The organism is Allobacillus salarius, from assembly GCF_007559425.1.
Classification (GTDB): Bacteria; Bacillota; Bacilli; order Bacillales; family Alkalibacillaceae; genus Allobacillus; species Allobacillus salarius.
Genome location: NZ_VMHE01000005.1, coordinates 58,699 through 83,388 on the forward strand (window position 1 = coordinate 58,699; position 24,690 = coordinate 83,388).

A 24,690-nucleotide genomic window follows, 5' to 3' on the forward strand; every position below is an offset into this window, starting at 1 on the left:
CGTGGTAAACACTTAGTAGACAAATCAAACAAGGAGTGATCAACATGCCATTTGTAAAAGAGTACAATAATGATGAAGAATTAGCAAAAGATGTTCAAAAGCTTAGAGATAACGGTGTAAATAAAGACAATGTATATGTATTGTCCCACGATGATGACAGAACAAATCGCGTAGCAGATAATGCTGATGCAAGTACAATCAAACAGGACTTCTCTGATGCTGTCGGCAATATGTTCAACAAAAAAGGTGACGAGCTTCGCAGCAAGTTAGAAGAAGTTGGTTTTTCTGAAGCAGAAGCAACAAATTATGAAAAAGAAATGGATAAAGGTAAAATCCTATTAATCGTTGATGAAGATGAAAATGTGGAAAATGTATTAGGCTTTTAATAAGTATTGAAAATCCCTCGACTTGCCATAAGTCGAGGGATTTTTACTGAATAATTCGATGTCTCTCCAACCGAATGGTACCTCAACCGTCCTGTAACATGGCCCAACTCATATGGAGTTCACCGTCTAACCTATTCATCGTGCCTAAATAAATTTCATCATCCTGAATACCAAGCTCTTCAAAATGGCGAACGGCTGAATAACACGCATAGGTGACTTTTTTATTTTGCAGCTCATTCGAGGATAACCAGACCAACTCCTCATCGTCACTATTAACGAGTTTCCGGTCCGTTAATACATCCCCGACAAACATATACTGAACTCGAACCTCTTCGTCTTTCATTCGATAAATAATATATTTTAATCGTAATCCGTCGATCTCCTCTTCGCGAATGCCTGTTTCTTCATAAATTTCTCTCACACAGGCTTGTGCCGGTTCATTTAACTCGCCGGGTTCAATATGGCCTCCAACAGGTACAAGGTAACCTGGTAAAAGCGTCCTGTGTTCATCTCGTTGTACAAATAAAACTTTCCCATTTTTATATAATAAAGCGACAGCCATTTGTCTTATTTTCATTTTCATCTCCATTTTTTTATCTTTGTTGTATTTTAGGATATCATAAGTTTAGAGCCTATTGGTAGGAGTGATTTCATGAACAAAGCTGTGTTTTTAGATCGAGATGGTGTCATTAATGAAGTACTTACGGATCGTGTAAAGTATGTAAATAAGCCGAAAGATCTTTATTTTCTTCCAACCGTTAAGCAAGCCGTCAAAAAGCTACATGAGGCAGGCTATCAGTTATTTGTCGTAACCAACCAAGGTGGCGTCGGATTAGGGTATATGACAGACCAAGAGCTGATTGATATCCATGACAAAATGGTTTATGAACTGGAGAAAGCTGGCGGGAAAATTACTGAAGTCAAAGCTTGTATTCACCATCCAAAATCGAACTGTGCATGCCGAAAACCGAAACCTGGCATGATTAAGGATTTGGTTGAAGCGTATGATGTTGATCCAAATTCGAGTTACATGATTGGCGACCGTGAAGTGGATTTAGTGGCTGGAAACGCTGCTGGGTTGAAAAGCTTAATGGTTTCCGATGAATCTGACTTGGCTTACAAATCTTTCAATGATCTCGGTGAAGCTGCGGATTGGATCATTAACGAAACATAAGAAAAGATCCTGCTTAGCGTGCAGGATCTTCGTTTCGTTTTAGCCTTCTGGATGAAAGGAAAACTTCAAAAAGCGTCAACAGAATAATGAAAATCAATAAACCATGGTCGAAAAATATAGCTGCCTGGTCATAGCCTAAGATTATCGCCAACAGGCTGACAAGCACAACAATCCAACCGGTACTGAACAACTGCCAATTCATAATCTCTTTATTGGAAACGCCTTTGTATTTTTTATAATTCAGCGCAAAAATAACGACACCAGCTAGTACGAAAATCAGGAATTCTCCGAAGTCTCCAGATGTCATATAATCCCATAGAAGAACCACTGTATAAATACCTAAAATAATATAGTCATGTGGTTTAATAAGATTCAATTGAACCCCTCCTTTGTGACTCTATAGTACATCTTCCCCTTTTTCTTAAAAATTATCGTCCGACAAACATTTGTGTCCAATACGTCGTTCCATTTTTCTCGACATAACCGACCCCAAGATGTGTAAATTGATCGTGCATAATGTTTTTTCGATGTCCATCGCTATTCATCCAACCATTCATGACCTCTTCTGGTGTCCGTTGTCCCATGGCGATATTCTCACCTGCCGCGCGGTAATCCACCCCGAAAGTTTGCATCATTTCAAATGGCGATCCATAATTCGGTGACTGGTGATCGAAATAATTAGCGTCCGCCATGTCATGGGATTTGGCACGAGCGACCTCGCTAACTTCCACTGAAAATTCAAGTGGCTCTAATCCTTCTGCTTTTCGTTCTTCATTCACTAACTCCAATACTCGGTATTCGAATTCTTGTATATCCGCTTCCGTCAATTCAATTTCAGGTTTATTGTTATGACCTTGTTTCGTCGGTTCATGCTTGGGCATTTCTTGAAATTGCACGGATGATTCGTCGTCCATTAAGCTGGAAATCAAAAACTTTGCACGCTTCGCGGTTGATTCCATCCGGTCACCAATTTCTTTTAAATCGATTTGTCGAACACTGTCTTTTGTATCTTCCCACATGGTTGAAACCGTCAATTCACCGCTCGGCTTGGCCATCCATTCATTGATCGGAAGAACAAAAAATATAAAAATTAGAATAGCAATCATTCCAATAAAACGCAGTAGCCTCATCTCGGTTCCTCCCCTGGTGTTCCTCTTTGTTGCTTGCAATCAGTAAAAACTATTATCAGTTTTCACAGATTCATATGTGATTAAACCTTTTATCTCTATTCTACTACAATATGCCCAACCAGTGTTTCGTCCGCACTTAAAAACGCTGCATCAGAATGACACTGTTGCAGCGTTTTTTAATGCTACTTCTTTTTATCAAAAAGGACCAACAATCCAGGTAGTAAAACACCTCGAATAATAAACGTATCAATTAAAATTCCGACGGCAACGATAAAGCCGAAAACAAACAATAGCTGGACCGGTTGTGTCATAAGAACAGCAAATGTTGCCGCCAATAATAGCCCTGCTGAGGATATGACACCACCTGTATTTGCAATTGCAGTATGAACTGCTTCTCTAGTATCTAGTTGCTCTTGTTCCTCCAAATACCGTGAAACGAGCATAATACTGTAGTCTATTCCCAATGCCACCAAGAAAACGAAAGCATAGAGTGGCACCCGGTTACTGATCGTTCCGATATCAAAGAATAACTCCGTTAAAAAGATTCCTGCTCCGATTGCTGCAACAAAGGAAATCAAGTTTGTCGCCATCATTAAAAACGCACGTTTAAATGACTTCGTCAAAAACATCAACATACCTAAAATCAACAATGTTTCTAACGTAACGATGACGAAAAAATCACGTAGGTTCAGTGCTCGATCATCCACTTGGGCTGCGGTTTCACCTGCAAAATATAAATCTCCTTTTAAACCTGCCGCTTTTACATACGTTTGTTCTTCATCAACCATCGTTTCTAGTTGATCCATGGCTTCTTTTTCATAAGGGTTACCCATGAAAGTCAGTGTAAACCGAGCTGCCCTATTGCCTTCCGTCGTTCCTAGTAGCTCAACAGATTGGACATTTTCTACATTAGATAACTCGTCACGTAATTTTTGTAAATCCTCTTCTGCGGCCTCTTCTTTTCCTTCAAAGAGAACGGTCGTCGGAGCCAAGTCACCACTTGCGAATTTTTCCTCAATTAATTCATAGCCTTCCTTCGATTCCATGTCATCCGGAAACGAATTGAGCAAATTAAAATCATATTCTAAGTTCATTAAATTGCTTGCAGCGATACCTATTACGATTAGTGTAGCCACAACACTAACTCCTGGCTTTTTCGTTACTCCTTCACCAACTTTATGCCAGAAAGAGTTTGGTTTTATGTTATCATCACCGACATTGGGAATTTTTGGCCAAAAGGATTTTCTTCCGAACAGCGCAAACAATGCAGGTATGAGTGTCAGTGAAGAAATAATAATGACAAGCATCGTCGTCGCAAAGCTCGGAGCGAAATTTTGGTAGTCTCCTAATCGAGCGAAAAACAAGACGAGCATAGCGGCAAGCACTGTCCCTCCTGATATGAATAATGGCAGTCCTAATGCACTCATCGTTGCTTGCATGGCATCATGCTTGTTTTCATGGATCTTCAACTCTTCTCGAAAGCGGGAGAAAACAAACAAGGAGTAATCGACTGTAGCGGCAAACAATAAAATAGACATAATTGAGATCGTTTGATTGGAATAATCGAGACCGAACGCCCCGAAAATCCCTAACACTTGTAGCGTAACAAAATATACGAAACCCGCGGCGAGTAATGGGATCAGTGCCAATAGTGGTGAACGGTAAATGATAATTAAAAGGACTAAAATTAACCCAACTGTAGATAAAATCAATACGAGATCTGCACGGGAAAACAAGTCCAATGTATCCGTTGAAATTCCGGCAGGACCTGTTACATATAAACTTATATCTGTTTCACTAGCAACAACTTCATGAATCGTTTCTATTTCTTTGACAAGATCTGCGTTTTCCATCGACTGATCGAATGCCATCGGAATCAAAGCCGTCGATTTATCTTCCGAAAGAAAAGAAGCTGCTGCCTGTGGAGGCATTTCACTTAATGGTGGGATACTTTTCAATCCTTCTACTTCAGATTGGCGGATTGCATCCACAATATTCGTCAGCTCCTGCCATTCAACCTCGTTATTTTCCGCCTTAAAAACTAGCAAGGCAGGAATATCTTCTTCTTTACCAAAATGTTTATCAATTTTATTTTGTGCAATGACAGATTGAACATCTTCCGGCAAAGATTCAATACTTGTAACCTCGTAATCTTTCGCACTAGGTGCCAACAGTGCAAGTAAAATTGAAATAAGTAGCCAAGCAGAAAGAGTCACCCACATACCTTTCTTAGTCGTCACTTTATTTGTAACGCTTTGTATAATTGCTTTCATATACTCGCCTCTTTTCTTCAGTATCGTTTTTCTTATACAGTTTCATGTTGCACTTTATTCGTTTGAACGAGCAGTTTTATTTTTGAGAAAGATATTATTTTATGTACAAGCTCTCAAAACTCTTCCCTATTATACTTTGCTTTAAGCAAGAAGCCCACTGTAAGATAGTAACTTCAAAAAATTGCTACACCCTTCTATGAATTCATATTATTCATTGTTATAGTAAAGAAAACAACATGTTTTGGAGTGAACAAGATGAATCAACGTTTTTGGAGTAATACACTGATTAGATTAGCAGCATTATTTGGAGCAATTGGCGCTGGATTAGGTGCACACATGGCCGGTGCAGGTTCGTACGCACTTAAACCTATTCACGCTCACATTCTTGTAGCTGGATGGCTAACTGTTTTTGCTTGGGGCATTTTTTACCGTGTCGTTGAAGTAAGAGCACCGAAACTCGCCATCGCCCATGCTATTACAGGCATTATCGGCTCCATCGGACTTACGGTCGGTATGTGGTTGGAATTTTTAAATCCACTTCCGATTTCAGATACAATTAACCTACTCGTTTATATTATCGGTGGTTCCATTTTATTACTCAGTTTCATCCTATTTTTCTTACTAACGTTTTTCCTGTCTAACGATTAATTTTTAGGAGGTTTCCTAATGATTATTTATGTCATGTTCGGGCTAGCATTCGTCGTGATTATTTTGACCGTCATTGCGATGTTGAAAAGTATAACAGAAAGAATTCAAGAACCAACCGAGAAGCTTCAACAGCGTGTCCACGAACTTGAACAACAACTAGAGGCGCAGAAAAAAGATCACTAAATCTACCAAAGGAGTGATCCTCTTTGAAATGGATTATTTCTCTCTTGATTATGACAGCACTTTTGGCTAGTTGTGAATCCCCTCTTCAAGCCCCGGCGAAAGAATCAAACGATGAACAATCTTCTGAAGATGAATTGGATGGAAATAAACAGGACAGTCAAGGAAGCTCAGTTGATGAAAACAAATCAAATGATACTACCTCCACCCAATTGCTCGATCAGCCAAAAACCGTTGTCGATCAACTTGAAAGTCCTTGGGATATTGTGAAAAATGGCGAGGAATTTTATATTACCGAAAGAGCTGGAACGATTGTCCACTTTGACGGTGAATCGGCTGAACGGCAATCGCTACAGTTAGAGCGCGAAGTCGCCTCCGGGCAAGGTGAGGAAGGCTTACTCGGAATGGTTTTAGATCCTGACGATGAGGAAAAAGCTTATATCTATCATACCTATCAAACAGCAGATGGATTATTCAATCGAATCGTAGCAATCGAGTTAGATGATCGTAAATGGAAAGAAACAGGCGTATTGGTTGATGAGATTCCTGGCGGCAGAATTCATGATGGCGGCCGGCTTGCTATCGGTCCTAATGGCTATTTATTTGCGACAACAGGTGATGCCGGCAATGACCAATTGTCACAAGATACGGATAGCTTAGCTGGTAAAATTTTGCGGATGAATTTGGATGGTTCCATTCCGGATGACCAGCCATTTAAAGGATCTCTCGTTTATTCATACGGACATCGGAACCCTCAAGGACTTACCTGGAACGAAAACGGAGAGTTATATAGTTCAGAACACGGAAGCTCAGCTTATGATGAGATCAATCATATTGAACCAGGAAATAATTATGGCTGGCCAGTCATTCGTGGAGATGAAACGGAGAAAAACATGAAGGCTCCAACAATCCATTCTGGCGAGGAGACGTGGGCGCCATCCGGATCAGCCTTTGATGACTCAGGAAACTTGCTCGTAACCGGACTTGCAGGACAGTCGCTTTATCGCTTTGATGTTGAATCAGGAAATGAAGAAGTTCTTTTGGAAAATCACGGTAGATTACGGGACATTTTGGTTGCAAACGGTGAAATTTATGTACTAACAAACAATACGGACGGACGAGGAAATCCTGATGAATCAGACGACCTGCTGTTGAAAATTGCTGAGTAAGTTTCCATAAAATTATAGTAAAAAGCTCTAGACTGTTTTCTCTCTTTTTTACGCTGATAATTCACTGTTAAACTCTTCGCAGCTCATAATTGATTCCGCTCTAATTTCACCATCGTGAAAAATACGATCAACAATTAAAGTATCTTTTGGCAATTCGAGTGCATATTCAACTAAAACTTGTAAAGCGTGATCGTATGGAACGCCTAATACTTGGCTTGTTAATTCCGAATACGGATTTTTACGATCGTTGTTAGTCTCGTATAGTCGAATATCAAAAACTAAATCATCCCACTCAAGAGCCACCAGCGTGTACTGCATTTGCAATTCACCCCCTTTCTTAAAATCTTTATATATAAAAAAAGACGAATGTATAGACATTCCTCACTTGTGAGAAATGAATATAATTCGTCTTTTGATATAACGCTATCTTTTATTTTGAAATTACTTTAGTTATTACTTGTGTTGTATTTAAACAACGCTCCGAAAAACCATAAGGCTTCTCAATTAAGAAGGAAAATAACTATGTTGTTTGATCTCAAATATGTTTGAGAAATCAACTGCTTTAACAAAGCAAAATAACTAATAAATATAGGTTTATTATACAGTCTGCTGTTCAAAAATTCAAGTTAAGAAAAAACAAAAAAGAGCCTTGTCGCAATCGACAAAGCTCTCTTCTTTCAATAGTTATGAGATTGGCTTCTTCCTTCATGATATATAGTTTGGGCACACAGCAATTCTTCTTAATCTAATAGTACGATTGCTTTCTCTGACTTACTTACCTAGTTTTTCTGCAATTTTCTTCATTTTTTCTAATCCAATAAATTGGCTTTTATTTGCTGGTTTCTTACTTTTTACAGTATAAGATAATAAGTACTGAAGTCCATCTTCATTCCAGTATATTTTTTCGGCATTTATACCCTGTGTATAGGTTGCTTTTGCCCCATTAGAAAGAGCTACTGTAGTTTTTTCGAGTTTATTTTCTTTGTCCTCTGAACTTATGATTTCTGGAGTGGCATTAAGCACATTAAACAAGAAAAATCCATTTTTACCAAACCAAGATTCCTCATAGGAGAAATGGTTTCCAACCTTATTACTTGCAACCTCATGTACTACTTGATCAAGCTCAATTGGTAGTTCCTTTGGTCTTTTTATTTTTTGTTGGAAATCAGATGGCAATTTTTCTAAAGCTACTTCAGGAACATTTCCTTTATTTATATTTTGGTGGGGAGTAACTTTTTCGCTAGCTTCAAAACCTTCATTGAATCCCCAAATTGCACTAAAAGAAACTAATATTACTAAAGCAGCTAAAAATATTTTTTTGCTTTTTTCCACAACCTCAACCTCCTTTTATCTTAACATTACTTGGTGGACCAGTTTAATTTCATCCGCTTGATCTCCAACGGCTCCCATTAGGTCAGAGACTAAAACGGTAGTCATTGTTCCATTTCCATAACCAAATTTAGTCACTGGATACCAACTGAAATTATTCCAAATATATTCTCCCATATGGTCTGTGTATCTTGCTTTCACGTTACCTTTACCATCTTGAAAAACACTAACCTTCCAGTAAGGGTAAGAATCGTCATACACAGTTCCCCGAACTTTCATGGCGGTTATTCTACCATTCGATCCGTCATAGTTTGTAATATGTTGATCTTGATAGAGAGAGAACTTAGAATGCTTGCTATAGTAGTGGGATAACTGAAAGTGATCAGAAGAACCTTGATTGTAATGATAACTCAGCTTGGTAACCGTCTTAGTTCCATACGCATGAGCAACAGTAAAGGAAACACTACACAAAATAAGAATAAGAAAAGACATCGAAAGAAACTTCTTCAAAATTGCACACCTCCAAATTTTAAAATTGTTTGAATATTGAATAATTTAACATTACAATCTTCTGTATAAAAAGCCAAATAATTTATAAGAAAACAAATAAATACATTTGCCTTTTGTTATAGTTAATAACTATATTCTAGTTTTTTTGTGGAGTTTGCTATATCTATAAAATCATCTACTGTATAATTGCTACTTTCATTATCTTCTATGAAAGATAATGTCTGTACATTCCCTTGGCTATTGACCCATTCCATTAATTTAGGGTTAGTATCTTTAAGTAAAATCGCTTCATTCCCATTCTCTAAAGTTATGCTATTTAGAGAATTTTCTGTATCAATAGAAGTATCAACATGCCACGTTTGAAGATGTGCAGTCCAATTATTTGCACGGGAAACAAAAGTAAATTCGGTATACATAATTTCTTCTTCGTTAGATGGGTTTCTATGGATTGTGATATGAATATTATCAGGTTCTGAAGGAAAAGTCGTTGGCACTATTATTTCCTCTTTAATTTCTAACGGTAATTCTGAAAGTTTTTTTTCTTCATCTTCAGATAAATCAAATGTGTTATCTGTCGTAGAACTAGAATTCACACTTTGACAACCCATTATCAAAAGGGTACTCGTAATAATAAAAATATATTTTTTAATTATAATAAATCCCTCCTTTAGTAAAATTTTCATCCATAATAACATATTAATTAAAATTTTACACATATTAGAATAATTAATTAAATTCATAAAAAAGACCACCATGAGTATAATTGGTAGCTCTTAGATAAAGGTAAACAAAAACACTTACTTACCTCAATATTTCAATAAACATAGGTGTCTTCTATTTGATGTTTATATCCTAAGATATACACCAGTGGAGGTAGCAGAAGATGAATAAGTGGGAAATGTATATGGAAATCAGTAAGTAGAAAAAAGGATTTAGTAAGTCGAGAAGGCATATTTGACGTCTAAAAATTCACCATAACACCTTAAGTCTTAGCTTCATCTAACGCTTTTTCCAGTGAACGATTAGTGATTCCCACCAAAGAAGTTTGTTTTGTTTCTTAATCTTTTTCAGTTTACCAAAGAACAATGATAAACATGGGGTTTGTCAAATAAAGTGTGTAAGTTCTTTCAGAACTACATCTGAACAACCACCATATTTTAACCAAGTTGCCATGACTTAGATTGCCGTGAGAAAGTCTAGCATGATATAAAGATCCAGCCACAGCGGAAGCTGCTTGCCATTGACCTTAGCGCTTGATTCTTAGTGTTCGGTGGAAGGGGGCGGGGCCCCTCCGTCCGAATACTTAGAATCGATTTGTCCGTGTTACCATTTGTTGCAGGAAAGCCTTCAGGCTTTATTTTTCAGCTTACCTGCATAACGTTCACAACACGGACAACAAGCAAGGTCAATGGTGGCGTTCGTAATCTACGCTCTATTTAAGGATTTAATCATTGAATGTACCTTTGTACTCTCTTCTAGCCCTTCGTGTACAAGTAATTGGTTCATGACTAGCGACCAATTTTGAATATGGCCCCCTTTCCACTTGGATTCTAATTCCTTGATTCGTAAATACAAGACCTTTAAGAGCGCATTCTCATTCGGAAATGCGCCTTTTTGGGTGACCTTTCTGAAGCTGGAATGAATACTTTCAACGGCATTTGTTGTATACATAATCTTACGAATCGCGCTTCCATATTCAAATAGTTGTTCAACATGATGAAAATGCTTGGTCCAAACATTGATTGCTCCAGGGTACGCTGACCATTGCTGTTTAAACGACTCAAACGCATTTTTACATGCATTTAGGCTTTGAGCCCCATAAACTTTCTTTAGCGATGATGTAAAAGCTTTATAGTTTTTACTTGGTATATATTTTAGGGAATTACGTATCAAACGGACCACACATCGCTGAACAGTCACGTTAGGGAAAATGGCACGGGCACCTTCCTCCAACCCACTGACACCGTCCATGGAAATGAAGAAGATGTCTTCAACACCTCTTGCTTTAATTTCATCAAAGATCTGCATCCATTTATGCTTACTTTCCGTTTCGTTTAACCATAGACCAAGAATTTCCTTATTGCCTTCTATGGTATACCCTAGAATCGTGTAGACAGCATACTTTTTCGCTTCATAATCATTCCGTATGGTTGTAAACATACAGTCTACAAAAAGAAAGGCGTAACAGTTACTAAGTGGACGTGTCTGCCATTCCTCTAACTCTGGGAGCACGGCATCTGTGATATCTGATATCATATCGTGAGATACCGAAAAGCCATAAATGTCCTCTACTGTCGACGAGATGTCACGTTGTGACATGCCTTTGGCATACATAGATATGACTTTGTCTTCAATGGCTGAAACATCTTTTTGACGCTTGGGAATGAGTTGTGGATCAAACGATCCATCACGGTCACGCGGAGTCGTTATTTCAACTTCTCCAGAACTAGTGTGTAGAGTTTTCTTACCATATCCATTTCTTCTATTGGGTGTTTCTTTTTCGGCTTTATCATTCGATTCATAGCCCAGATGGTGGTTCATTTCACCCTTTAACATTGCTTCAAACATTGGCCCAAAAATGTCTTTAAGAGCGTTCTGCATGTCTTCTACAGATTTCGGTTGGTATTCTTCGATAATTTTATTTGCCAGGTTCACTGATTTAGGGTCACGCTTAATCTTCGTCATTAAATTCCTCCAATTCTATATATAATCATTCTTGGTAAATAAAAAAAATCTAAACCGGTAAGTAGAAGCCGTACGCTCTTCTACTTACACAGTTTAGATTACACTCTCGAATCTATTCGCTTCATTTCTTTCCTCGTCAACGGAAACAGGATATGAGCAGCCGTTTTAGGGGTTGAGAGTGCTTATCAAGAACGGAAGAACTCGATAAACGATCGCTTCCGTTATCGAGACCGCTTATCTAACACGGAAGAACTCGATAAATGATCGCTTCCGGGGTTGGGAGCTCTCATAAAGTACCGCAGACCTTCCTCTAGTCTTTTCATCTTAAAATGTATCCGGATTCGAGCCTGTTCGCTCATCTCTATTCATTTCATCAATCCGCTTCATTTCTTCCTCACTTAATGTAAAGTCGAAAACATCGGCATTCTCAACGATTCGTTTTTCGCGTATTGATTTCGGAATTGTCACAACATCATGCTGAATATCCCAACGAAGCATCACTTGAGCCACCGTCTTCCCGTGTGTCTCAGCAATTTCCATTAATGTCGGATCTTCAAATAAGCGACCTTTTTTCAAAGGTGACCAAGCTTCAAACTGAATGTTATTTTCCTGACAAAACTTGCGTAAATCGCTTTGTGTCAAATGTGGGTGGAATTCTACTTGATCGATCATTGGTGTAATCGTACAATCGTTCATCAAATCCTCCAAATGATGAACATGGAAGTTACTGACTCCGATTGCACGGACTTTTCCTTCTTCATAAAGTTTTTCAAGTGCACGATACGTATCTTTGTACTTGCCGCTTACCGGCCAATGGATCAAGTATAAATCCAAATATTCTGTGTCCAATTTCTCAAGTGTTTCCTCAAAAGCTTTCAACGTGCTTTCATATCCTTGATCGTCATTCCACACTTTCGAAGTGATGAAAATTTCCTCACGTGGGACTCCTGATTCTTTGACTGCTTGTCCGACGCCTTTTTCATTATCATAAATCGTCGCGGTATCAATATGACGATAACCGTTTTTCAGTGCAGAAGAAACGGCATGAATGACGGTATCACCATCTTCCACTTTATAGACACCAAGCCCGAAACCTGGGATCTTTACGCCATTGCTCAATGTTACAGTATCTTGTAGATGAGTAATCATATGATCCCCTCCTAATAAACTTACTCTTTTATCAGTTTAAAGGATAAAGAACCTATGCACAAAGCAAAGTCTTTATGTACCGGATATAAGAAACCCATTACAGCCAACCTTTATCCTTCACCTTTGATACGGCTTCAATCCGATTCGATACTTCGAGTTTATCAAAGATAACCGAAATGTAATTGCGCACCGTTCCGTTTGTTAAATAGAGTTCCTTTGAAATTTGTTTGGTACTTTTCCCTTCAGCAATCAACTGAAGGACTTCGTTTTCTCGATCTGTTAAAGGATTTTCTTCCTCATAAGCCAAATCGATTAACTCCGGCGCATAGACCTTCCGACCGTCTAATATTTTCCGAATGGAACTCGCCAGCTCTTCACTCGGACTGTCTTTCAGTAAATAACCGCTAACCTTTGCTTGACGAGCCTTTTCGAAATATCCCGCTCGCGCAAATGTCGTCAATATTATCACTTCGCACTTCTGCTCCTTCATTTCTTCAGCAGCATCCAGGCCATTTTTAATCGGCATTTCAATGTCCATGATACAAATGTCGGGATCAAGCTCATGAACTAGTCGGACGGCCTCTTCACCGTTTCTTGCTTTCCCAACCACTTCCATATCTTCTTCAAGGTCGAGCAATGAGCCTAACGCGCCAAGTAACATTCCTTGGTCTTCCGCCAACACGATACGAATCATTTTATCCCTCCTGCTTCAACTGTTGCATGACATTCGGCACAGTGACAATTAATGTTGTTCCATGATCGCTACTTTTAATTTCAAGCTGTCCATTCACAAATTCTAGTCGCTCCTTCATGCCATTCAGGCCATGACCGGTCGTTGAATGCTCTTTTGACCCTATACCGATTCCATTATCTTCAATCCGTAAAACCGTTTCATGTTCTGATTCCGTTGTAGCTATTTTGCAATGGGTTGCTTGACTATGTTTTACAATATTCGTTACCGTTTCTTTCAAACTCATACTGATGACATCTTCCACTAAAGAAGGTACATATTTTAATTTCCTGTCTCCCTGAATATCCACCTCAATCGTAGCCACTTCCAACAGCTGCTTCACATGCTTGATCTCCTCGGAGAACTTCGAAATCCTCATGCCGGCTAACATTTCTCTCACTTCATTCAATGCCGTTCTTGCAGTTTGGTTAATATCGTCGATTTCACCTTTTGCCTTATTGTTATCTTTATTAATGAGACGCCCTGCCAAGTCGCTTTTCAACCCAATTAATGAAAGCTTTTGACCTAACGTATCATGCAAGTCGCGGGCAATACGCTGACGTTCCTCATAAACGAGCAACTGAGAGATTTTTTTATTCGCATCCGATAACTGTTCCTCAAGCTTCTGTCTTTTTCTGCGGTTGTATGTATTAATAGGTAACAAAATAACGCCAAGAATGGTTAAAATCAAAAATGGCCATTGAGAAAAGAACAGCTCTTTCTGTGTAAAATAACTCAAAGCTGAAGCTAGAACAGTCAAGACTAAATGGACAACATAAAGTGATATAAAACCACCTTTATGCTTGGCATTTCCGATGAAAAAGGCAATGAACAGTGAAAAGTACACATAACCATAAAACAAAGACATCCCTACACTGATCAGCATCATAATCGACACACAGACATACAATAATCCGCCAATCGATAAAAATGACAGCCGATAAGCACCGAAGAAAATAACGATTAAAGCTATACCGAGCAATATTTCCCACTGTGTATTCGACCGAAAGATAAAATAAAAGGGCAGCAAACTCATAATCACCCATACATATATACTTAAGCTAATGTTTTTCGGAAATAAATTGAACCAATTTTGCATCAGAAAATTCCCTTTCTTCGTCTCTTTCATATAGTATCACCCATTTTTAACGAAAAAGAAAATCATTCACGGCATGAATGATTTTCTTTTTTTGTATTTAATTTTCTGCAGATAGCCGATCAGCTGTATGAAGTCGTTCTTTAATTTCTTTAAAGTGGACGAAGGTCTTACTTTCCTCATCATATAGTCTAAAACGAATTGACTTTAAACTAGATCCCACAGTAATCGTTGTTGCTTGTTGTAATGGTGGTGTCGATTCATGCACTTGTTCTAAATTATAATTCGGCACTTTCGGACTTAAGTGGTGAACATGGTGATAACCGATGTTACCTGTAATCCACTGAAGAACACGTGGAAGTTTATAAAAAGAACTTCCATCGATTGCTGCTTTCACATAATCCCAATCCGCTTCATCTTCGAAATAGGAATCTTCAAATTGGTGCTGGACGTAGAACAACCAAATTCCAAGTGATCCAGCAACGAACATAATCGGTAATTGGACAATCAAGAAACTCGACCAGCCAATTGCCCATATTAATAAAGCAGTTATCCCAATAATTGAAACGTTAGTTAAATACGTATTTCGACGTTCTTTCTTCTTTGCATCTTTTCGATTTAATCGATTCGTTACTAAAAACAAATATAGCGGTCCTAAGACGAACATAATAAATGGGTTTCTATATAATCGATATTGAAGTCTCTCTAACTTTGATGCCTTTTTATATTCTTCAACAGTCATAATCCAAACGTCACCTGTACCACGTTTATCTAAGTTACTGCTCGTAGCGTGATGGATGGAATGCTCTCTTTTCCACTTTTCGTAAGGGAACATCGTTAGAATTCCGGTCACCGTTCCAACAAAATGATTTAACTTGCGGTTTTTGAAAAACGATCCGTGACAGCAATCATGAAAAATAATGAACACTCTTACCACAAATCCACCAGCTAAAATGGATAGGACGATGGATAAAATCAAAGAAACTGAAATTGCTTCATAAGCTAAATACCAAAGTAAGAATAAAGGTGGCAATGTATTGACCAGTTGCCATACACTCGCCTTTGTGTCAGGGCTTTCAAACGGTTTAATATGATTTTTAAGTTGAGCTAATTTTTTATTTGCCATAACTGCCTCCAAAGAAAAGTTTTCAGTTCATTCATCGTATAAAAAAACTGTTCTTTGGACTAGTCATGAACGTCAGGAATTTCATATGACAAATGTCATATGTTTTGTTGGAATGTACGATTGCTAACATGATTTATAAGCAGGTTAAAAGTTTGTAAGCGTCAAATAATCCCCACCTGTAATCAGATAGGGACTTCATTTATGATTTTTTTTAGATTTATTTGGAACGCAACTTGCCTCAGGGAGTGTAGTCGACCAAGGCAGGTGTAGAGCTAATTGGTCTTGATTCGACGGATCTATATTGGGGAGCACCTCGAATAGATAGCTGAGGTAATTAAATAGATTCAACCCGTTTTCCTTGGCTGTTCCACATCACTATATATGATTGCACTTGATTCAGCGCCTTTTTTTGTATTACTAAACAACCAGTTCTTCCTTCCAAAGACAAAAGGCTTGATGGATTGTTCAACGCGGTGATTATCAATTCCCAGACAGTTACGGTCGTCAATTGGACACGAAATACGGGCGTATCGAAAATCTACAGGTGCCGCCCGATCGAGAAAATGCATTTCAGACTGAAGTATTCCAACCCTATCAGCGTTATGAACGGTGGCTGGGAGAAACTAATCATCACGATGTATCATAAAGGCATGAGTACGCGCAAATTGGAAATTTCCTCGAGCGCATTCTCGGTCATGCTTACGCCCCAGGCACCATCAGTAACATCACCGATGTGTTGATGGAGGATATCCGTTCCTGGCAAGAGCGTCCTCTTCAGAAAAGATATGCCGTGCTTTATCTCGACGGCATCTATTTGAAATTGCGCCGGGATGATGTAGCCAACGAAGTCGTATACGTCGTCATTGGTGTCACGGAAGACGGCTATCGTGAGATTTTCGGCTTCTATGTCGGTGGCCAGGAAAGTTCCCTCGGCTGGGAGGAAGTTCTCTCCGATATCTACCGTCATGGCTGTGAAGAAGTGCTTCTAGGTATTTTCGACGGTCTTCCAGGCCTGGAAGAAGCGATGAAAGCTATCTATCCAAAAGCTGATGTACAACGTTGTGTCGTTCACAAAGTACGGAACACGCTGAACAAAGTTCGACAGAAGGATCGTTCAGCGATCAGCGAAGACGTGAAAGCTATCTATCAGTCCAAAAGTAGTGAAGAAGCTGAAAAACAGCTTGGTGCCTTCTGTGAAAACTGGCAGAAGAAATATCCGAAGATCACCAAGTCCTGGAGAGAGGACTTCAACGTCCTGACCACGTTCCTGAACTACCCTTCCTCTATCCGTCTGATAATTTCTACGACAAACATCATTGAAAGCACAAATAAGGAATTCAAAAACCGTCTGAAAACACTCCGAAAAAGCCGTGGAAAAGGTGATTTATATGGTTTCAGATGCATGCAACACTAAATGGTCCACACGCAAACTCAGTGAGTTCAAAGAAGCAGGTCCTGAACTGTGCGACATGTTTGAGGAACGCTATGGATCTCAGACCGAAAGCGAGGAGGGGAAATAACTCTCCTCCGTTTCACCCTACTTTTTTACACAAACTTATTGACGGTACCTAATGGTCTATTAATACTACTATGTTTATTCAAAAATACAAGCTCAACAGCTAACAGACAGTCTATCTTCATAGAAAAAGAGGAAATTTAATGTAAAAAAGGATTTTATGACCTAAACATAGAATGAAATACTTGGGAGGTTATAAAAATGAAGCCTAACGTTTCTATACTATTTCTATTGATATTTTGTATTTTTACAGGATGCGTCGAACATGAACCTAAAAAGGAATTTGCATTTAAAAATGAGTCAGAGAATTGGGTGGCATCAATTTCCGGCACATATTCACGGGGAAGTTCTGACATTTTTGAAAAATCTTCAGCTATTTTCACCTATAAAGGGAAAGAAAATATTAAATCAATTTATATTACAACTTATACGAGTGAAAATAGTTTTGAGAGTGGAACAGAAGTGAATGAAGTAACTAATGGTAATTCAATAGAGACTTCATTTGATAATTTCGGTTTTTGGGAAGCACATGAAGAAGGAAAAGATATTATCATAGAATTTGAATGGCGAGAAGGAGACAGCAATACGAAAAAGAAAGAAAAGTTGATCTTAGAAAAAAAGGAATAATTTGTTTTTTTAAATTATATTGATTAAATATATTTATATTGAACATAATTCATTTTAACTAATTCTGTTTTTTTGTACAAAATAGTAGTTAAGGGGGGAAGGTTAAGTGCAATTTACTCTATTTAGTTTTCATATTTCATTATACTGGAGGAATAATTAATGAAAAAATTAGCTGCAATTTTGTTAATGACTTCCATGATCTTCATAATTCCAACTATATCACAAGCGGGTTCCGCATTTTACACTGTCTATGATTCTACTGGTACTATCAATACCGTAGCCTGGTTTAATCATAAGGATGGTTACAATCATGATTGTGGGGGAGTATATACCAATAGAATGACTTTAAAGAGAGGAACAGTCACCAGTTCTAGCATCTATTTGACGTTTAATTGCTTTTCTTCTTAGTAAAAAATCGGTAAGCAAAAATGAGTAGTAATAGATATGCAGTGAACTCGAAAGCAAGGTGAGGAAGGGGCGATAGGTAGACGAATTCCATTATATACTCGAATGGAACATTTTCAACGAGACGAAATTTAAACAGATCAAAAAGTACAATGTATAATTTGCTACACAACAACAGTAAAAAGACGAGCGGTAGAATGATACTCGTTCAGATCCGTTTATACCCTGTGAAAGAAATAACCGTCCCGATCGTCAAAAGAATAACAAAAATCATTTCAGCAATATGATCCAATTCAGTTCCCTCCCATCTCTTCGCAGTACTTGCAAATAATAAACCTTCGGCGTGAATTCAATTAATATCTAATACTAAGGCTCGCTAATAGCCCATGCTAAAAATAACAGCATAGAAAAAACCAGCGGCAAGCAATTTAACGTAACACCAATTATGATATAAGGAAGTTTTTTAGATAAAATAGCAAAAATCATACCAGCAACAGAAAGTGTAGCTAAAATACATACAGCTAAAAGTGTATTCGCATTAGGTCCACGGGTGATATAAAAAAAGCCACACTACCTAAAAACATTAATATTGAGGTTAATCCAAATTTGTTCATACGAGACACCCTTTTTATATTTTCTGTTTTACCGTTCAGAAAAGAAAAGCGTTACCAATAAAGAAAAGCTGGTTTGTTAAGAATATGCTTATTAAAATTAAATAATAATAGTTTTAGCGTATCACATAATTCTCCTGCTTGGAATAATTTACCTAAAACTAATTGATCTATTATTTTATAATCTTAATTATTGAATAAAAAAGTACGACTCATTTTAAGAATCGCACTTCATGTTTTTTTAATTAGATTGTAACCTATATTTGAAAGCTCCGTATGACCAATGACGGAACGATACACTACTTAGCCAGATACGTTGCTATATATTCTTTTACGACTTCATATACGTACTCTTGATTCGCTGTTGCTGTGTCTGGATTGTATTCACCATCGTTCGTTTTATTATTGGATAAAATTCGCACACCTAAAAATGGGACTTCATACGCTTTGGCAATTTGTGCTGCAGAAGCAGTTTCCATTTCTTCTACAGAAGTACCAAATGTTTCGTGGAACCATTTAATTCGATCCACTTCATTATTCCATACGTCCGCAGAACCGATTGTTCCTTCAACAACTTTCCCCTTTGTATGTTTATCCTTCACTGCATTCGCAGCTGCTAGTAAATCTTCATCTGCTTCATAGTAACGAATGTTCTCAGCATCTGGATCTTCACCTGCACTTCCTTCAGATGCCATTAAATCCATAGGGATCCATTCTGTTGGTTCAATTCCTTCATTATCTTCTCTATTTCTTGTTTTAAGCGCGCCAATATTTACCGTTCTTTTTCCTAGCACAATATCAAACACATTTAAACTTGGATCATGCCCACCGGAAGTTCCTTGACTAATAATTGCAACCGGATTATACCGCTCGATTGCCACCGCAGTAGCCGCTGCTGCATTTTCCATTCCTTTGCTCGTTTTAACAACGATGACAGGATAATCATCTACTGTGCCAATATAAAAATCATAAATACCAGATGCTTCTTTCTCAACATTCTCTAATCGATCCGCAAATGCTTCTGCCTCTATCGGCATCGGCCCTTCAATTAAAATAGGTCTTTGTTCATTATCAGATGTCGTTTCTTCTGAATTTGCGGTCGAATTACAAGCCGCCATAACAGTTGCTAAAACTAGGGAGATAGCCACCAATAAAGCATATTTCCAGCGACTTTCACTTTGTTTCTGTGCCTTTAAACGATTCATTTTTGTTTCCTCCTTCATGTTTGTTCGTTGATAAACAAGTCTTCTGGTTCGAAACAAAAAGGCCTGGAATAAAGTAGATGAATTCTACCTTCCAGACCTAAAGTTAAAGTATATAAGTTAACATCAAAAAACACTGAACGGACTTAAAACCGAACATTACACACTTCAACTCGTAGTCCGGTTCTTTTCATGGGAACCAGGTAGAGACACTCAGACCATATTACCGAGTATATACGAGTAATATTTATTTGTTATCAACTTGGTTGTAATATACCAAATAAAACAGTGTGAATCAACAGTATTTTTTAATAATAATATATGAATTATTTTTTATTAAACGTACTTTTTATATAAAAAACGCTTTCTTTTCCTATTAAAAAAGGGTTTATATTATACGAACATTATTAATTGATATTATAAAATAGTTCGTTTTCAATGACCCCTATTAAGAATCAGCTTTGTTAATTTTTTTGAAACGATTTATATAACAGTTCGTTTGTATGATAAAAACTGAATGCCAAATAAAAAACTCAAGCTATTTCAGCTTGAGTTTTGTGATATGTATATAGCGATTTATTATTTGGTGGAGCCAAGGGGGCTCGAACCCCTGACCTCTTCGCTGCCAGCGAAGCGCTCTCCCAGCTGAGCTATGGCCCCATTTGTTAATTCCACAAATGATTATATCATAGAATTTTTGATTGTAAATGACAACTTGGTGAAATTAAATTCGTGAAGCAAATTATACATATATTAGAAAAAATTCCATATCTATTGCAGGAATCATAGACCTACAAATGGAAATAGTGATATAAGGTTGGAGTGATTTCGATGCTAGAAAAATTCAAACGAAATTGGTTGATGATTATGAGTTACTTGCTTATTTGTGCCTTCATTTATGAGATTTGGGTAGTCAATCAGTTTTATCCATATATTTATGAGTATATTATTAGCAAGAAAGAGGTAGTCGTTAAAAATGGAATAGGCCAAATCGTTTGGGGACCTTATGAAAGAATCCCCAATGAAATGGCCCACGAGGATGAATTAAATGTCTCTTTCTTAGTGCATAGGATTGATCAATTATTGCTAAGTATTGCCACTATGATGTTGACGTTCCCGTCTACTATCAAGGTAATAAAAGAAAAACCTACATCGATGAATCAACTTGGCTTAGTCGCTTTATTCATCGTTTTAGGTTACTTAATTCATCTCTATGTAGGTTATGTGTTTGATCTACAACCGTATTTATATTGACGGATAAAAAGATTCAATCAACTTTAACGCAATTTATCAAAAAGTTATTGTGTCCAATGAATCATCGTAAATACAATCCAAAATAAAGTGATTCCTCCAGCTAAAAATGAAAAACCAAAAAAGACACCGAATTGAATATCTTTAATTTTCTTTGATGATACAAAGGCAAAACCTAAGCCAATTGCAGCTAAAAATAAAACGACGCTGATTGTTGAAAACACAGATAGATAAAATAATAGACTCACTTCAATCAACGCATTCATCAATTGAGCGAAAGGCTGTGCACCTAACCCAAGGATTGCCGCTAAAATCATTAACGACCAAACCACTTTTAACTGTTTAGACAACTTATTGACCTCCTGTTAGCTTTTCATTTCAACCATCATTCTACCATAGAACATAAGGAAAATCGCCCACCGTCATACTTCCTAAATAAGAACACACCTTCAATTGTTTGATAACAGCGAATGATCTTTCCAATCACTCCCTAACCCGTTTCGGTTTGAATGGGAGGTTTTCGGGGAAGAAACAAGTTAGATTATCAGCAAAGAAGGGAGTATGGGATATGACCCCCGAACAGATTGGTTTTGCGTTTTTATATTTAGCTATCTTTTTATTGGTTGGTAAGTGGGTTCGTGTACATGTTGAGTGGTTGCAGAAATTATTTATCCCCTCATCGATTATAGGAGGATTTTTGGCGTTATTTCTTGGTCCACAAGTATTAGGTAAAATTATGGGAAACTTTGTCGGAGAAGATTCCTTTTGGGCAAATGGCCTTATGACTGAAAGCATTTTAGAAGTTTGGACCGCTTTGCCTGGTTTAATGATTAATGTCGTTTTTGCGACTTTATTTCTTGGCACAGTTATTCCTGGCTTAAAGCGCGTCTGGAACTTCGGTGGACCTCAACTCGCTTTTGGTTGGACAATTGGCTGGGGACAATATGTCGTCGGTATTTTATTGGTCCTCTTAGTATTAGGACCACTATTTGGTGTGCCTCCAATCGCAGGTGCACTAATTGAAGTCGCCTTTGAAGGTGGTCACGGAACGGCTGCTGGTATGGCAAATACGTTTGAAGAAATGAACTTCCCAGAAGGTTATGATTTATCGATCGGGTTAGCGACAGTTGGGATTTTGGCAGGTGTCATTACAGGAATTATTTTAATCAACTGGGCCGTTCGGAAAGAAAAAACAAGAGTCATCAATGATGTTCACGGATTTAGTGAATTACGCAAAAAAGGTATCATGGAATTTGAGAACCGTGAACCAGCAGCTAAGATGACATTACGTCCGGAATCGATTGAACCGTTATCTTTCCATTTTGCTATTGTTGGTTTAGCTATTTTAGTAGGTTATTTAGTATTGCAATTATTTATTTGGCTTGAATCCATTACATTTGATGCAGGATTTATGACGTATATTCCACTTTTCCCATTAGCAATGATTGGTGGTATTATCGTACAGATATTTTTCAACAAGTTAGACCAAGCGGAAGTCATCGACCGAAAGATGATGAACCGAATTCAAGGATTTGCTTTAGATATATTAATCGTAACAGCTATAGCTACTGTATCCATTGACGTAATCGGTGAATACCTCGTTCCATTTTTATTACTTGCTATCGTAGGTATTGCGTGGAACATCCTTGGGTTTATGTTTCTTGCTCCACGAATCATTCCATCGTATTGGTTTGAGCGTGGTATCGGAGATCTTGGTCAATCAATGGGTGTTACAGCCACTGGCTTATTGCTTATGCGCGTGGCCGACCCAGATAACGAATCACCTGCATTTGAAGCATTCGGGTATAAACAGCTCGTTTATGAACCATTTCTCGGTGGTGGTTTAGTGACCGCTTTATCTGTTCCGTTAATATTCCAATTTGGACCATGGCCATTCCTCATATTTGCTGTCGTTATGTGCCTCGTTGGCTTATTCGTCGGCCTGTTCTACTTTGGGAAGAAGTAACGGTTTGATGCAAATGATAAATTCATGTAAAATAAAGCAAGATATGAATGTTTTCTAGGGTTCCGTGGAGATTTATTTCCAGACTGGTCCGAGAGAAAACACACAGTTTTTCTGTGACACGGAGGGACAAAAGCCCGGGAGATGCTGAACGATCAAGTCAGCGATCTCGGGCTTTTTATTATGTAAAATTCCTTCTTATGTTATGAATGAAATCGTATTTGTTGGTAAAAAAGGTGGTTTTTAAAATGGGAAGAGATTGGTTGAAAGTACTCATCGCGGCTTTCTTTGAAATTATGTGGGTCGTCGGTTTGAAGTATGCCGATTCAATAATTGAATGGTCACTGACGGTGATCGGAATGATCGGTAGCTTTTATTTATTGATTCTTGCCGGTAGAAATTTACCAATCGGAACGGTTTATGCGGTGTTTGTCGGTATTGGCACAGCTGGTACCGTTTTATTGGATTTCATTATCTTTAATGAACCATTCAGCTTAGCGAAAGTGCTATTGATCGGATTGATGCTCGCCGGCATCATCGGACTCAAGTTAGTTGAAGACGAAGAAGGAAAGGCGGTTGAATAACGATGGCATGGATTTCGTTAATTTTCGGTGGGTTATTTGAAATGGTTGGCGTAATGATGATGAATCTCGTTCAACAAAAACGAAATATACGCTCTGTACTTTATCTTGCTGCCGCTTTTGGAGCTAGTTTTTCCTTGCTTGGACTTGCTATGGAGACACTGCCGATGGGTACCTCTTATGCAGTTTGGACTGGCATTGGTGCAACAGGTGGAGCGATTATGGGGATGCTTTTTTATGGTGAGTCGAAAAGTAGGAAACGAATATTTTTTATTTTCCTCATTATTTGCGCGACGATCGGATTACGTTTAGTATCGTAAAATATGGAATGACGTAGGGCTTCTATTTTCAGTTGTGGTGATTACTGATATATAGGAGCCCTATCTATTATTTCTTCCATATTTCTTTATATTTTTCTACATACTTTTCGTTTGTTTCGACTTCGATTAGCTCGTGGACAGTTCGTTTAATCTTTTCACAAGGTTGCTGATCATATAGATTTCGAAGCCCTTGCAATAAATCTGAACGAATGAGCGCGCAATTTTTCTCTTGATGACAATGCTTGAACCAGTCGGTAAGGTGCTCTAGCAACAAATCTTTTTGCTCCGAACCAGCTAAACCAACTCGCCATATCGATTGCATGCTATGCCTTTTTGTGATGAATTTCGGATCTCTTGTCGTCACTTTCCACAGTTGTGCAAAATCATCAAGAATTCTTTTCTGTGGATCGCTAATGGCTAAGTGTGCCAAGAGCTGAGCACTGCGAGAACGTATGTGAGCATCTCGGTTCGATAAATCCTGTACGATATCCTCCCATACCTCATAAGCCCAATCCACTTCTTGCTTTGTCATTTCCAAGAGCTCTTGATAAGCTTCGTATTGTAAATCCCATTCATCTGATTGTAAATTGACAAAATAGGCGTGCGTTAACACATCCACAAATGATTCC

26 protein-coding genes, 1 tRNA gene, 2 pseudogenes and 2 riboswitches are annotated in these 24,690 nt (G+C 38.0%); of the genes and pseudogenes, 11 read left to right on the plus strand and 18 right to left on the minus strand.

Annotated elements, in window-relative coordinates; genetic code table 11:
- The first annotated feature begins 44 nt into the window (after positions 1 to 44).
- On the plus strand, positions 45 to 386 hold the full coding sequence (locus FPQ13_RS04910; RefSeq protein WP_144088213.1) for a YflT domain-containing protein: 342 nt from the start codon (positions 45 to 47) through the stop codon (positions 384 to 386).
- Between the two features lie 82 nt (positions 387 to 468).
- Here FPQ13_RS04910 and FPQ13_RS04915 read toward each other — a convergent pair whose 3' ends face one another.
- Complete coding sequence (locus FPQ13_RS04915; RefSeq protein ID WP_186279545.1) at positions 469 to 963, minus strand: NUDIX hydrolase; 495 nt, start codon at positions 961 to 963, stop codon at positions 469 to 471.
- Positions 964 to 1,038: 75 nt separating this feature from the next.
- Between FPQ13_RS04915 and FPQ13_RS04920 the strand changes: the two genes are divergently transcribed.
- Positions 1,039 to 1,560 carry a D-glycero-alpha-D-manno-heptose-1,7-bisphosphate 7-phosphatase gene (locus tag FPQ13_RS04920; protein ID WP_144088215.1) on the plus strand — a complete coding sequence of 174 codons (522 nt, stop codon included), beginning with the start codon at positions 1,039 to 1,041 and terminating at the stop codon, positions 1,558 to 1,560.
- A gap of 13 nt (positions 1,561 to 1,573) precedes the next feature.
- On the opposite strand, the gene FPQ13_RS04925 is transcribed toward FPQ13_RS04920, so the two are convergent.
- From FPQ13_RS04925 to FPQ13_RS04935, 3 genes are all read right to left on the minus strand, one after another.
- Positions 1,574 to 1,936, minus strand: coding sequence for a hypothetical protein (locus FPQ13_RS04925; protein ID WP_144088216.1), 363 nt, complete (start codon positions 1,934 to 1,936; stop codon positions 1,574 to 1,576).
- Positions 1,937 to 1,988: 52 nt separating this feature from the next.
- A complete protein-coding gene (locus tag FPQ13_RS04930; RefSeq protein WP_144088217.1) occupies positions 1,989 to 2,690 on the minus strand; it encodes a CAP domain-containing protein in 702 nt (233 codons plus the stop codon).
- 182 nt (positions 2,691 to 2,872) lie between these two features.
- Positions 2,873 to 4,963 carry an MMPL family transporter gene (locus tag FPQ13_RS04935; protein WP_144088218.1) on the minus strand — a complete coding sequence of 697 codons (2,091 nt, stop codon included), beginning with the start codon at positions 4,961 to 4,963 and terminating at the stop codon, positions 2,873 to 2,875.
- A gap of 255 nt (positions 4,964 to 5,218) precedes the next feature.
- On the opposite strand from FPQ13_RS04935, the gene FPQ13_RS04940 reads away from it, so the two are divergent.
- From FPQ13_RS04940 to FPQ13_RS04945, 3 genes are read left to right on the plus strand one after another with little or no spacing between them, the layout of a single operon-like run.
- A complete protein-coding gene (locus FPQ13_RS04940; protein WP_144088219.1) occupies positions 5,219 to 5,611 on the plus strand; it encodes a hypothetical protein in 393 nt (130 codons plus the stop codon).
- Positions 5,612 to 5,629: 18 nt separating this feature from the next.
- Positions 5,630 to 5,794: a hypothetical protein gene (locus FPQ13_RS13380; RefSeq protein WP_186279546.1), complete on the plus strand. Its 165-nt coding sequence runs from the start codon at positions 5,630 to 5,632 to the stop codon at positions 5,792 to 5,794.
- 23 nt (positions 5,795 to 5,817) lie between these two features.
- Positions 5,818 to 6,960 (plus strand): PQQ-dependent sugar dehydrogenase, encoded by a 1,143-nt coding sequence (locus tag FPQ13_RS04945; RefSeq protein WP_144088220.1) that lies wholly within the window; start codon positions 5,818 to 5,820, stop codon positions 6,958 to 6,960.
- Between the two features lie 48 nt (positions 6,961 to 7,008).
- Here FPQ13_RS04945 and FPQ13_RS04950 read toward each other — a convergent pair whose 3' ends face one another.
- The 10 genes and pseudogenes from FPQ13_RS04950 to FPQ13_RS04995 form a co-directional block, all read right to left on the minus strand.
- On the minus strand, positions 7,009 to 7,278 hold the full coding sequence (locus FPQ13_RS04950; protein WP_144088221.1) for a hypothetical protein: 270 nt from the start codon (positions 7,276 to 7,278) through the stop codon (positions 7,009 to 7,011).
- Positions 7,279 to 7,731: 453 nt separating this feature from the next.
- A complete protein-coding gene (locus tag FPQ13_RS04955; RefSeq protein ID WP_144088222.1) occupies positions 7,732 to 8,292 on the minus strand; it encodes a hypothetical protein in 561 nt (186 codons plus the stop codon).
- Positions 8,293 to 8,307: 15 nt separating this feature from the next.
- Positions 8,308 to 8,799, minus strand: a complete 492-nt coding sequence (locus FPQ13_RS04960; RefSeq protein WP_144088223.1) for a hypothetical protein — start codon at positions 8,797 to 8,799, stop codon at positions 8,308 to 8,310.
- A 122-nt stretch (positions 8,800 to 8,921) separates the two neighbouring features.
- Positions 8,922 to 9,539 (minus strand): hypothetical protein, encoded by a 618-nt coding sequence (locus tag FPQ13_RS04965; protein WP_144088224.1) that lies wholly within the window; start codon positions 9,537 to 9,539, stop codon positions 8,922 to 8,924.
- Between the two features lie 685 nt (positions 9,540 to 10,224).
- Complete coding sequence (locus FPQ13_RS04970; RefSeq protein ID WP_144088225.1) at positions 10,225 to 11,484, minus strand: IS256 family transposase; 1,260 nt, start codon at positions 11,482 to 11,484, stop codon at positions 10,225 to 10,227.
- A gap of 324 nt (positions 11,485 to 11,808) precedes the next feature.
- Positions 11,809 to 12,633 carry an aldo/keto reductase gene (locus FPQ13_RS04975; protein ID WP_144088226.1) on the minus strand — a complete coding sequence of 275 codons (825 nt, stop codon included), beginning with the start codon at positions 12,631 to 12,633 and terminating at the stop codon, positions 11,809 to 11,811.
- A 97-nt stretch (positions 12,634 to 12,730) separates the two neighbouring features.
- Complete coding sequence (locus FPQ13_RS04980; RefSeq protein WP_144088227.1) at positions 12,731 to 13,327, minus strand: response regulator transcription factor; 597 nt, start codon at positions 13,325 to 13,327, stop codon at positions 12,731 to 12,733.
- 1 nt (position 13,328) lies between these two features.
- A complete protein-coding gene (locus FPQ13_RS04985) occupies positions 13,329 to 14,492 on the minus strand; it encodes a sensor histidine kinase (protein ID WP_342778571.1) in 1,164 nt (387 codons plus the stop codon).
- Positions 14,493 to 14,559: 67 nt separating this feature from the next.
- On the minus strand, positions 14,560 to 15,585 hold the full coding sequence (gene desA, locus FPQ13_RS04990; protein WP_144088228.1) for a Delta(5) desaturase DesA: 1,026 nt from the start codon (positions 15,583 to 15,585) through the stop codon (positions 14,560 to 14,562).
- Positions 15,586 to 15,780: 195 nt separating this feature from the next.
- A pseudogene (locus FPQ13_RS04995) lies at positions 15,781 to 16,076 on the minus strand (IS66 family transposase); the annotation flags it as partial.
- 53 nt (positions 16,077 to 16,129) lie between these two features.
- Between FPQ13_RS04995 and FPQ13_RS05005 the strand changes: the two are divergent.
- Both FPQ13_RS05005 and FPQ13_RS05010 read left to right on the plus strand, forming a co-directional pair.
- Positions 16,130 to 16,999, plus strand: a pseudogene (locus FPQ13_RS05005) (IS256 family transposase).
- Positions 17,000 to 17,302: 303 nt separating this feature from the next.
- Entirely contained in the window at positions 17,303 to 17,728 is a 426-nt protein-coding gene (locus FPQ13_RS05010) for a hypothetical protein (protein WP_144088230.1), read from the plus strand.
- A gap of 1,315 nt (positions 17,729 to 19,043) precedes the next feature.
- Here the strand turns inward: FPQ13_RS05010 and FPQ13_RS05020 are convergent.
- Positions 19,044 to 19,862, minus strand: a complete 819-nt coding sequence (locus FPQ13_RS05020) for a 5'-methylthioadenosine/S-adenosylhomocysteine nucleosidase (RefSeq protein ID WP_246065364.1) — start codon at positions 19,860 to 19,862, stop codon at positions 19,044 to 19,046.
- A gap of 240 nt (positions 19,863 to 20,102) precedes the next feature.
- Positions 20,103 to 20,206, minus strand: a riboswitch (purine riboswitch).
- A 324-nt stretch (positions 20,207 to 20,530) separates the two neighbouring features.
- Positions 20,531 to 20,606 (minus strand) — tRNA-Ala (locus FPQ13_RS05025).
- A 171-nt stretch (positions 20,607 to 20,777) separates the two neighbouring features.
- Between FPQ13_RS05025 and FPQ13_RS05030 the strand changes: the two genes are divergently transcribed.
- On the plus strand, positions 20,778 to 21,200 hold the full coding sequence (locus FPQ13_RS05030) for a hypothetical protein (RefSeq protein WP_144088232.1): 423 nt from the start codon (positions 20,778 to 20,780) through the stop codon (positions 21,198 to 21,200).
- 44 nt (positions 21,201 to 21,244) lie between these two features.
- Here the strand turns inward: FPQ13_RS05030 and FPQ13_RS05035 are convergent, their stop codons facing one another.
- Complete coding sequence (locus FPQ13_RS05035) at positions 21,245 to 21,547, minus strand: hypothetical protein (RefSeq protein ID WP_144088233.1); 303 nt, start codon at positions 21,545 to 21,547, stop codon at positions 21,245 to 21,247.
- Between the two features lie 218 nt (positions 21,548 to 21,765).
- Between FPQ13_RS05035 and FPQ13_RS05040 the strand changes: the two genes are divergently transcribed.
- The 3 genes from FPQ13_RS05040 to FPQ13_RS05050 all read left to right on the plus strand — a co-directional run bounded on the left by FPQ13_RS05040 (position 21,766) and on the right by FPQ13_RS05050 (position 24,061).
- Entirely contained in the window at positions 21,766 to 23,163 is a 1,398-nt protein-coding gene (locus tag FPQ13_RS05040; protein WP_144088234.1) for a sodium/glutamate symporter, read from the plus strand.
- Positions 23,164 to 23,206: 43 nt separating this feature from the next.
- Positions 23,207 to 23,306, plus strand: a riboswitch (guanidine-I (ykkC/yxkD leader).
- Between the two features lie 102 nt (positions 23,307 to 23,408).
- A complete protein-coding gene (locus FPQ13_RS05045; RefSeq protein WP_144088235.1) occupies positions 23,409 to 23,744 on the plus strand; it encodes a DMT family transporter in 336 nt (111 codons plus the stop codon).
- Positions 23,745 to 23,746: 2 nt separating this feature from the next.
- Complete coding sequence (locus tag FPQ13_RS05050; protein ID WP_144088236.1) at positions 23,747 to 24,061, plus strand: DMT family transporter; 315 nt, start codon at positions 23,747 to 23,749, stop codon at positions 24,059 to 24,061.
- A gap of 67 nt (positions 24,062 to 24,128) precedes the next feature.
- On the opposite strand, the gene FPQ13_RS05055 is transcribed toward FPQ13_RS05050, so the two are convergent.
- Positions 24,129 to 24,680, minus strand: coding sequence for a hypothetical protein (locus FPQ13_RS05055; protein ID WP_246065362.1), 552 nt, complete (start codon positions 24,678 to 24,680; stop codon positions 24,129 to 24,131).
- Between the last annotated feature and the right edge of the window lie 10 nt (positions 24,681 to 24,690).

Coding starts and splice junctions, on each gene's coding strand:
- FPQ13_RS04910 (WP_144088213.1), top strand. CDS start 45: ATGCCATTTGTAAAAGAGTACAATAATGATGAAGAATTAGCAAAAGAT.
- FPQ13_RS04915 (WP_186279545.1), bottom strand. CDS start 963: ATGAAAATAAGACAAATGGCTGTCGCTTTATTATATAAAAATGGGAAA.
- FPQ13_RS04920 (WP_144088215.1), top strand. CDS start 1,039: ATGAACAAAGCTGTGTTTTTAGATCGAGATGGTGTCATTAATGAAGTA.
- FPQ13_RS04930 (WP_144088217.1), bottom strand. CDS start 2,690: ATGAGGCTACTGCGTTTTATTGGAATGATTGCTATTCTAATTTTTATA.
- FPQ13_RS04935 (WP_144088218.1), bottom strand. CDS start 4,963: ATGAAAGCAATTATACAAAGCGTTACAAATAAAGTGACGACTAAGAAA.
- FPQ13_RS04940 (WP_144088219.1), top strand. CDS start 5,219: ATGAATCAACGTTTTTGGAGTAATACACTGATTAGATTAGCAGCATTA.
- FPQ13_RS13380 (WP_186279546.1), top strand. CDS start 5,630: ATGATTATTTATGTCATGTTCGGGCTAGCATTCGTCGTGATTATTTTG.
- FPQ13_RS04950 (WP_144088221.1), bottom strand. CDS start 7,278: ATGCAGTACACGCTGGTGGCTCTTGAGTGGGATGATTTAGTTTTTGAT.
- FPQ13_RS04965 (WP_144088224.1), bottom strand. CDS start 9,539: ATGAATTTAATTAATTATTCTAATATGTGTAAAATTTTAATTAATATG.
- FPQ13_RS04970 (WP_144088225.1), bottom strand. CDS start 11,484: ATGACGAAGATTAAGCGTGACCCTAAATCAGTGAACCTGGCAAATAAA.
- FPQ13_RS04975 (WP_144088226.1), bottom strand. CDS start 12,633: ATGATTACTCATCTACAAGATACTGTAACATTGAGCAATGGCGTAAAG.
- FPQ13_RS04980 (WP_144088227.1), bottom strand. CDS start 13,327: ATGATTCGTATCGTGTTGGCGGAAGACCAAGGAATGTTACTTGGCGCG.
- FPQ13_RS04985 (WP_342778571.1), bottom strand. CDS start 14,492: ATGAAAGAGACGAAGAAAGGGAATTTTCTGATGCAAAATTGGTTCAAT.
- desA (WP_144088228.1), bottom strand. CDS start 15,585: ATGGCAAATAAAAAATTAGCTCAACTTAAAAATCATATTAAACCGTTT.
- FPQ13_RS05010 (WP_144088230.1), top strand. CDS start 17,303: ATGAAGCCTAACGTTTCTATACTATTTCTATTGATATTTTGTATTTTT.
- FPQ13_RS05020 (WP_246065364.1), bottom strand. CDS start 19,862: ATGGCGGCTTGTAATTCGACCGCAAATTCAGAAGAAACGACATCTGAT.
- FPQ13_RS05030 (WP_144088232.1), top strand. CDS start 20,778: ATGCTAGAAAAATTCAAACGAAATTGGTTGATGATTATGAGTTACTTG.
- FPQ13_RS05040 (WP_144088234.1), top strand. CDS start 21,766: ATGACCCCCGAACAGATTGGTTTTGCGTTTTTATATTTAGCTATCTTT.
- FPQ13_RS05045 (WP_144088235.1), top strand. CDS start 23,409: ATGGGAAGAGATTGGTTGAAAGTACTCATCGCGGCTTTCTTTGAAATT.
- FPQ13_RS05050 (WP_144088236.1), top strand. CDS start 23,747: ATGGCATGGATTTCGTTAATTTTCGGTGGGTTATTTGAAATGGTTGGC.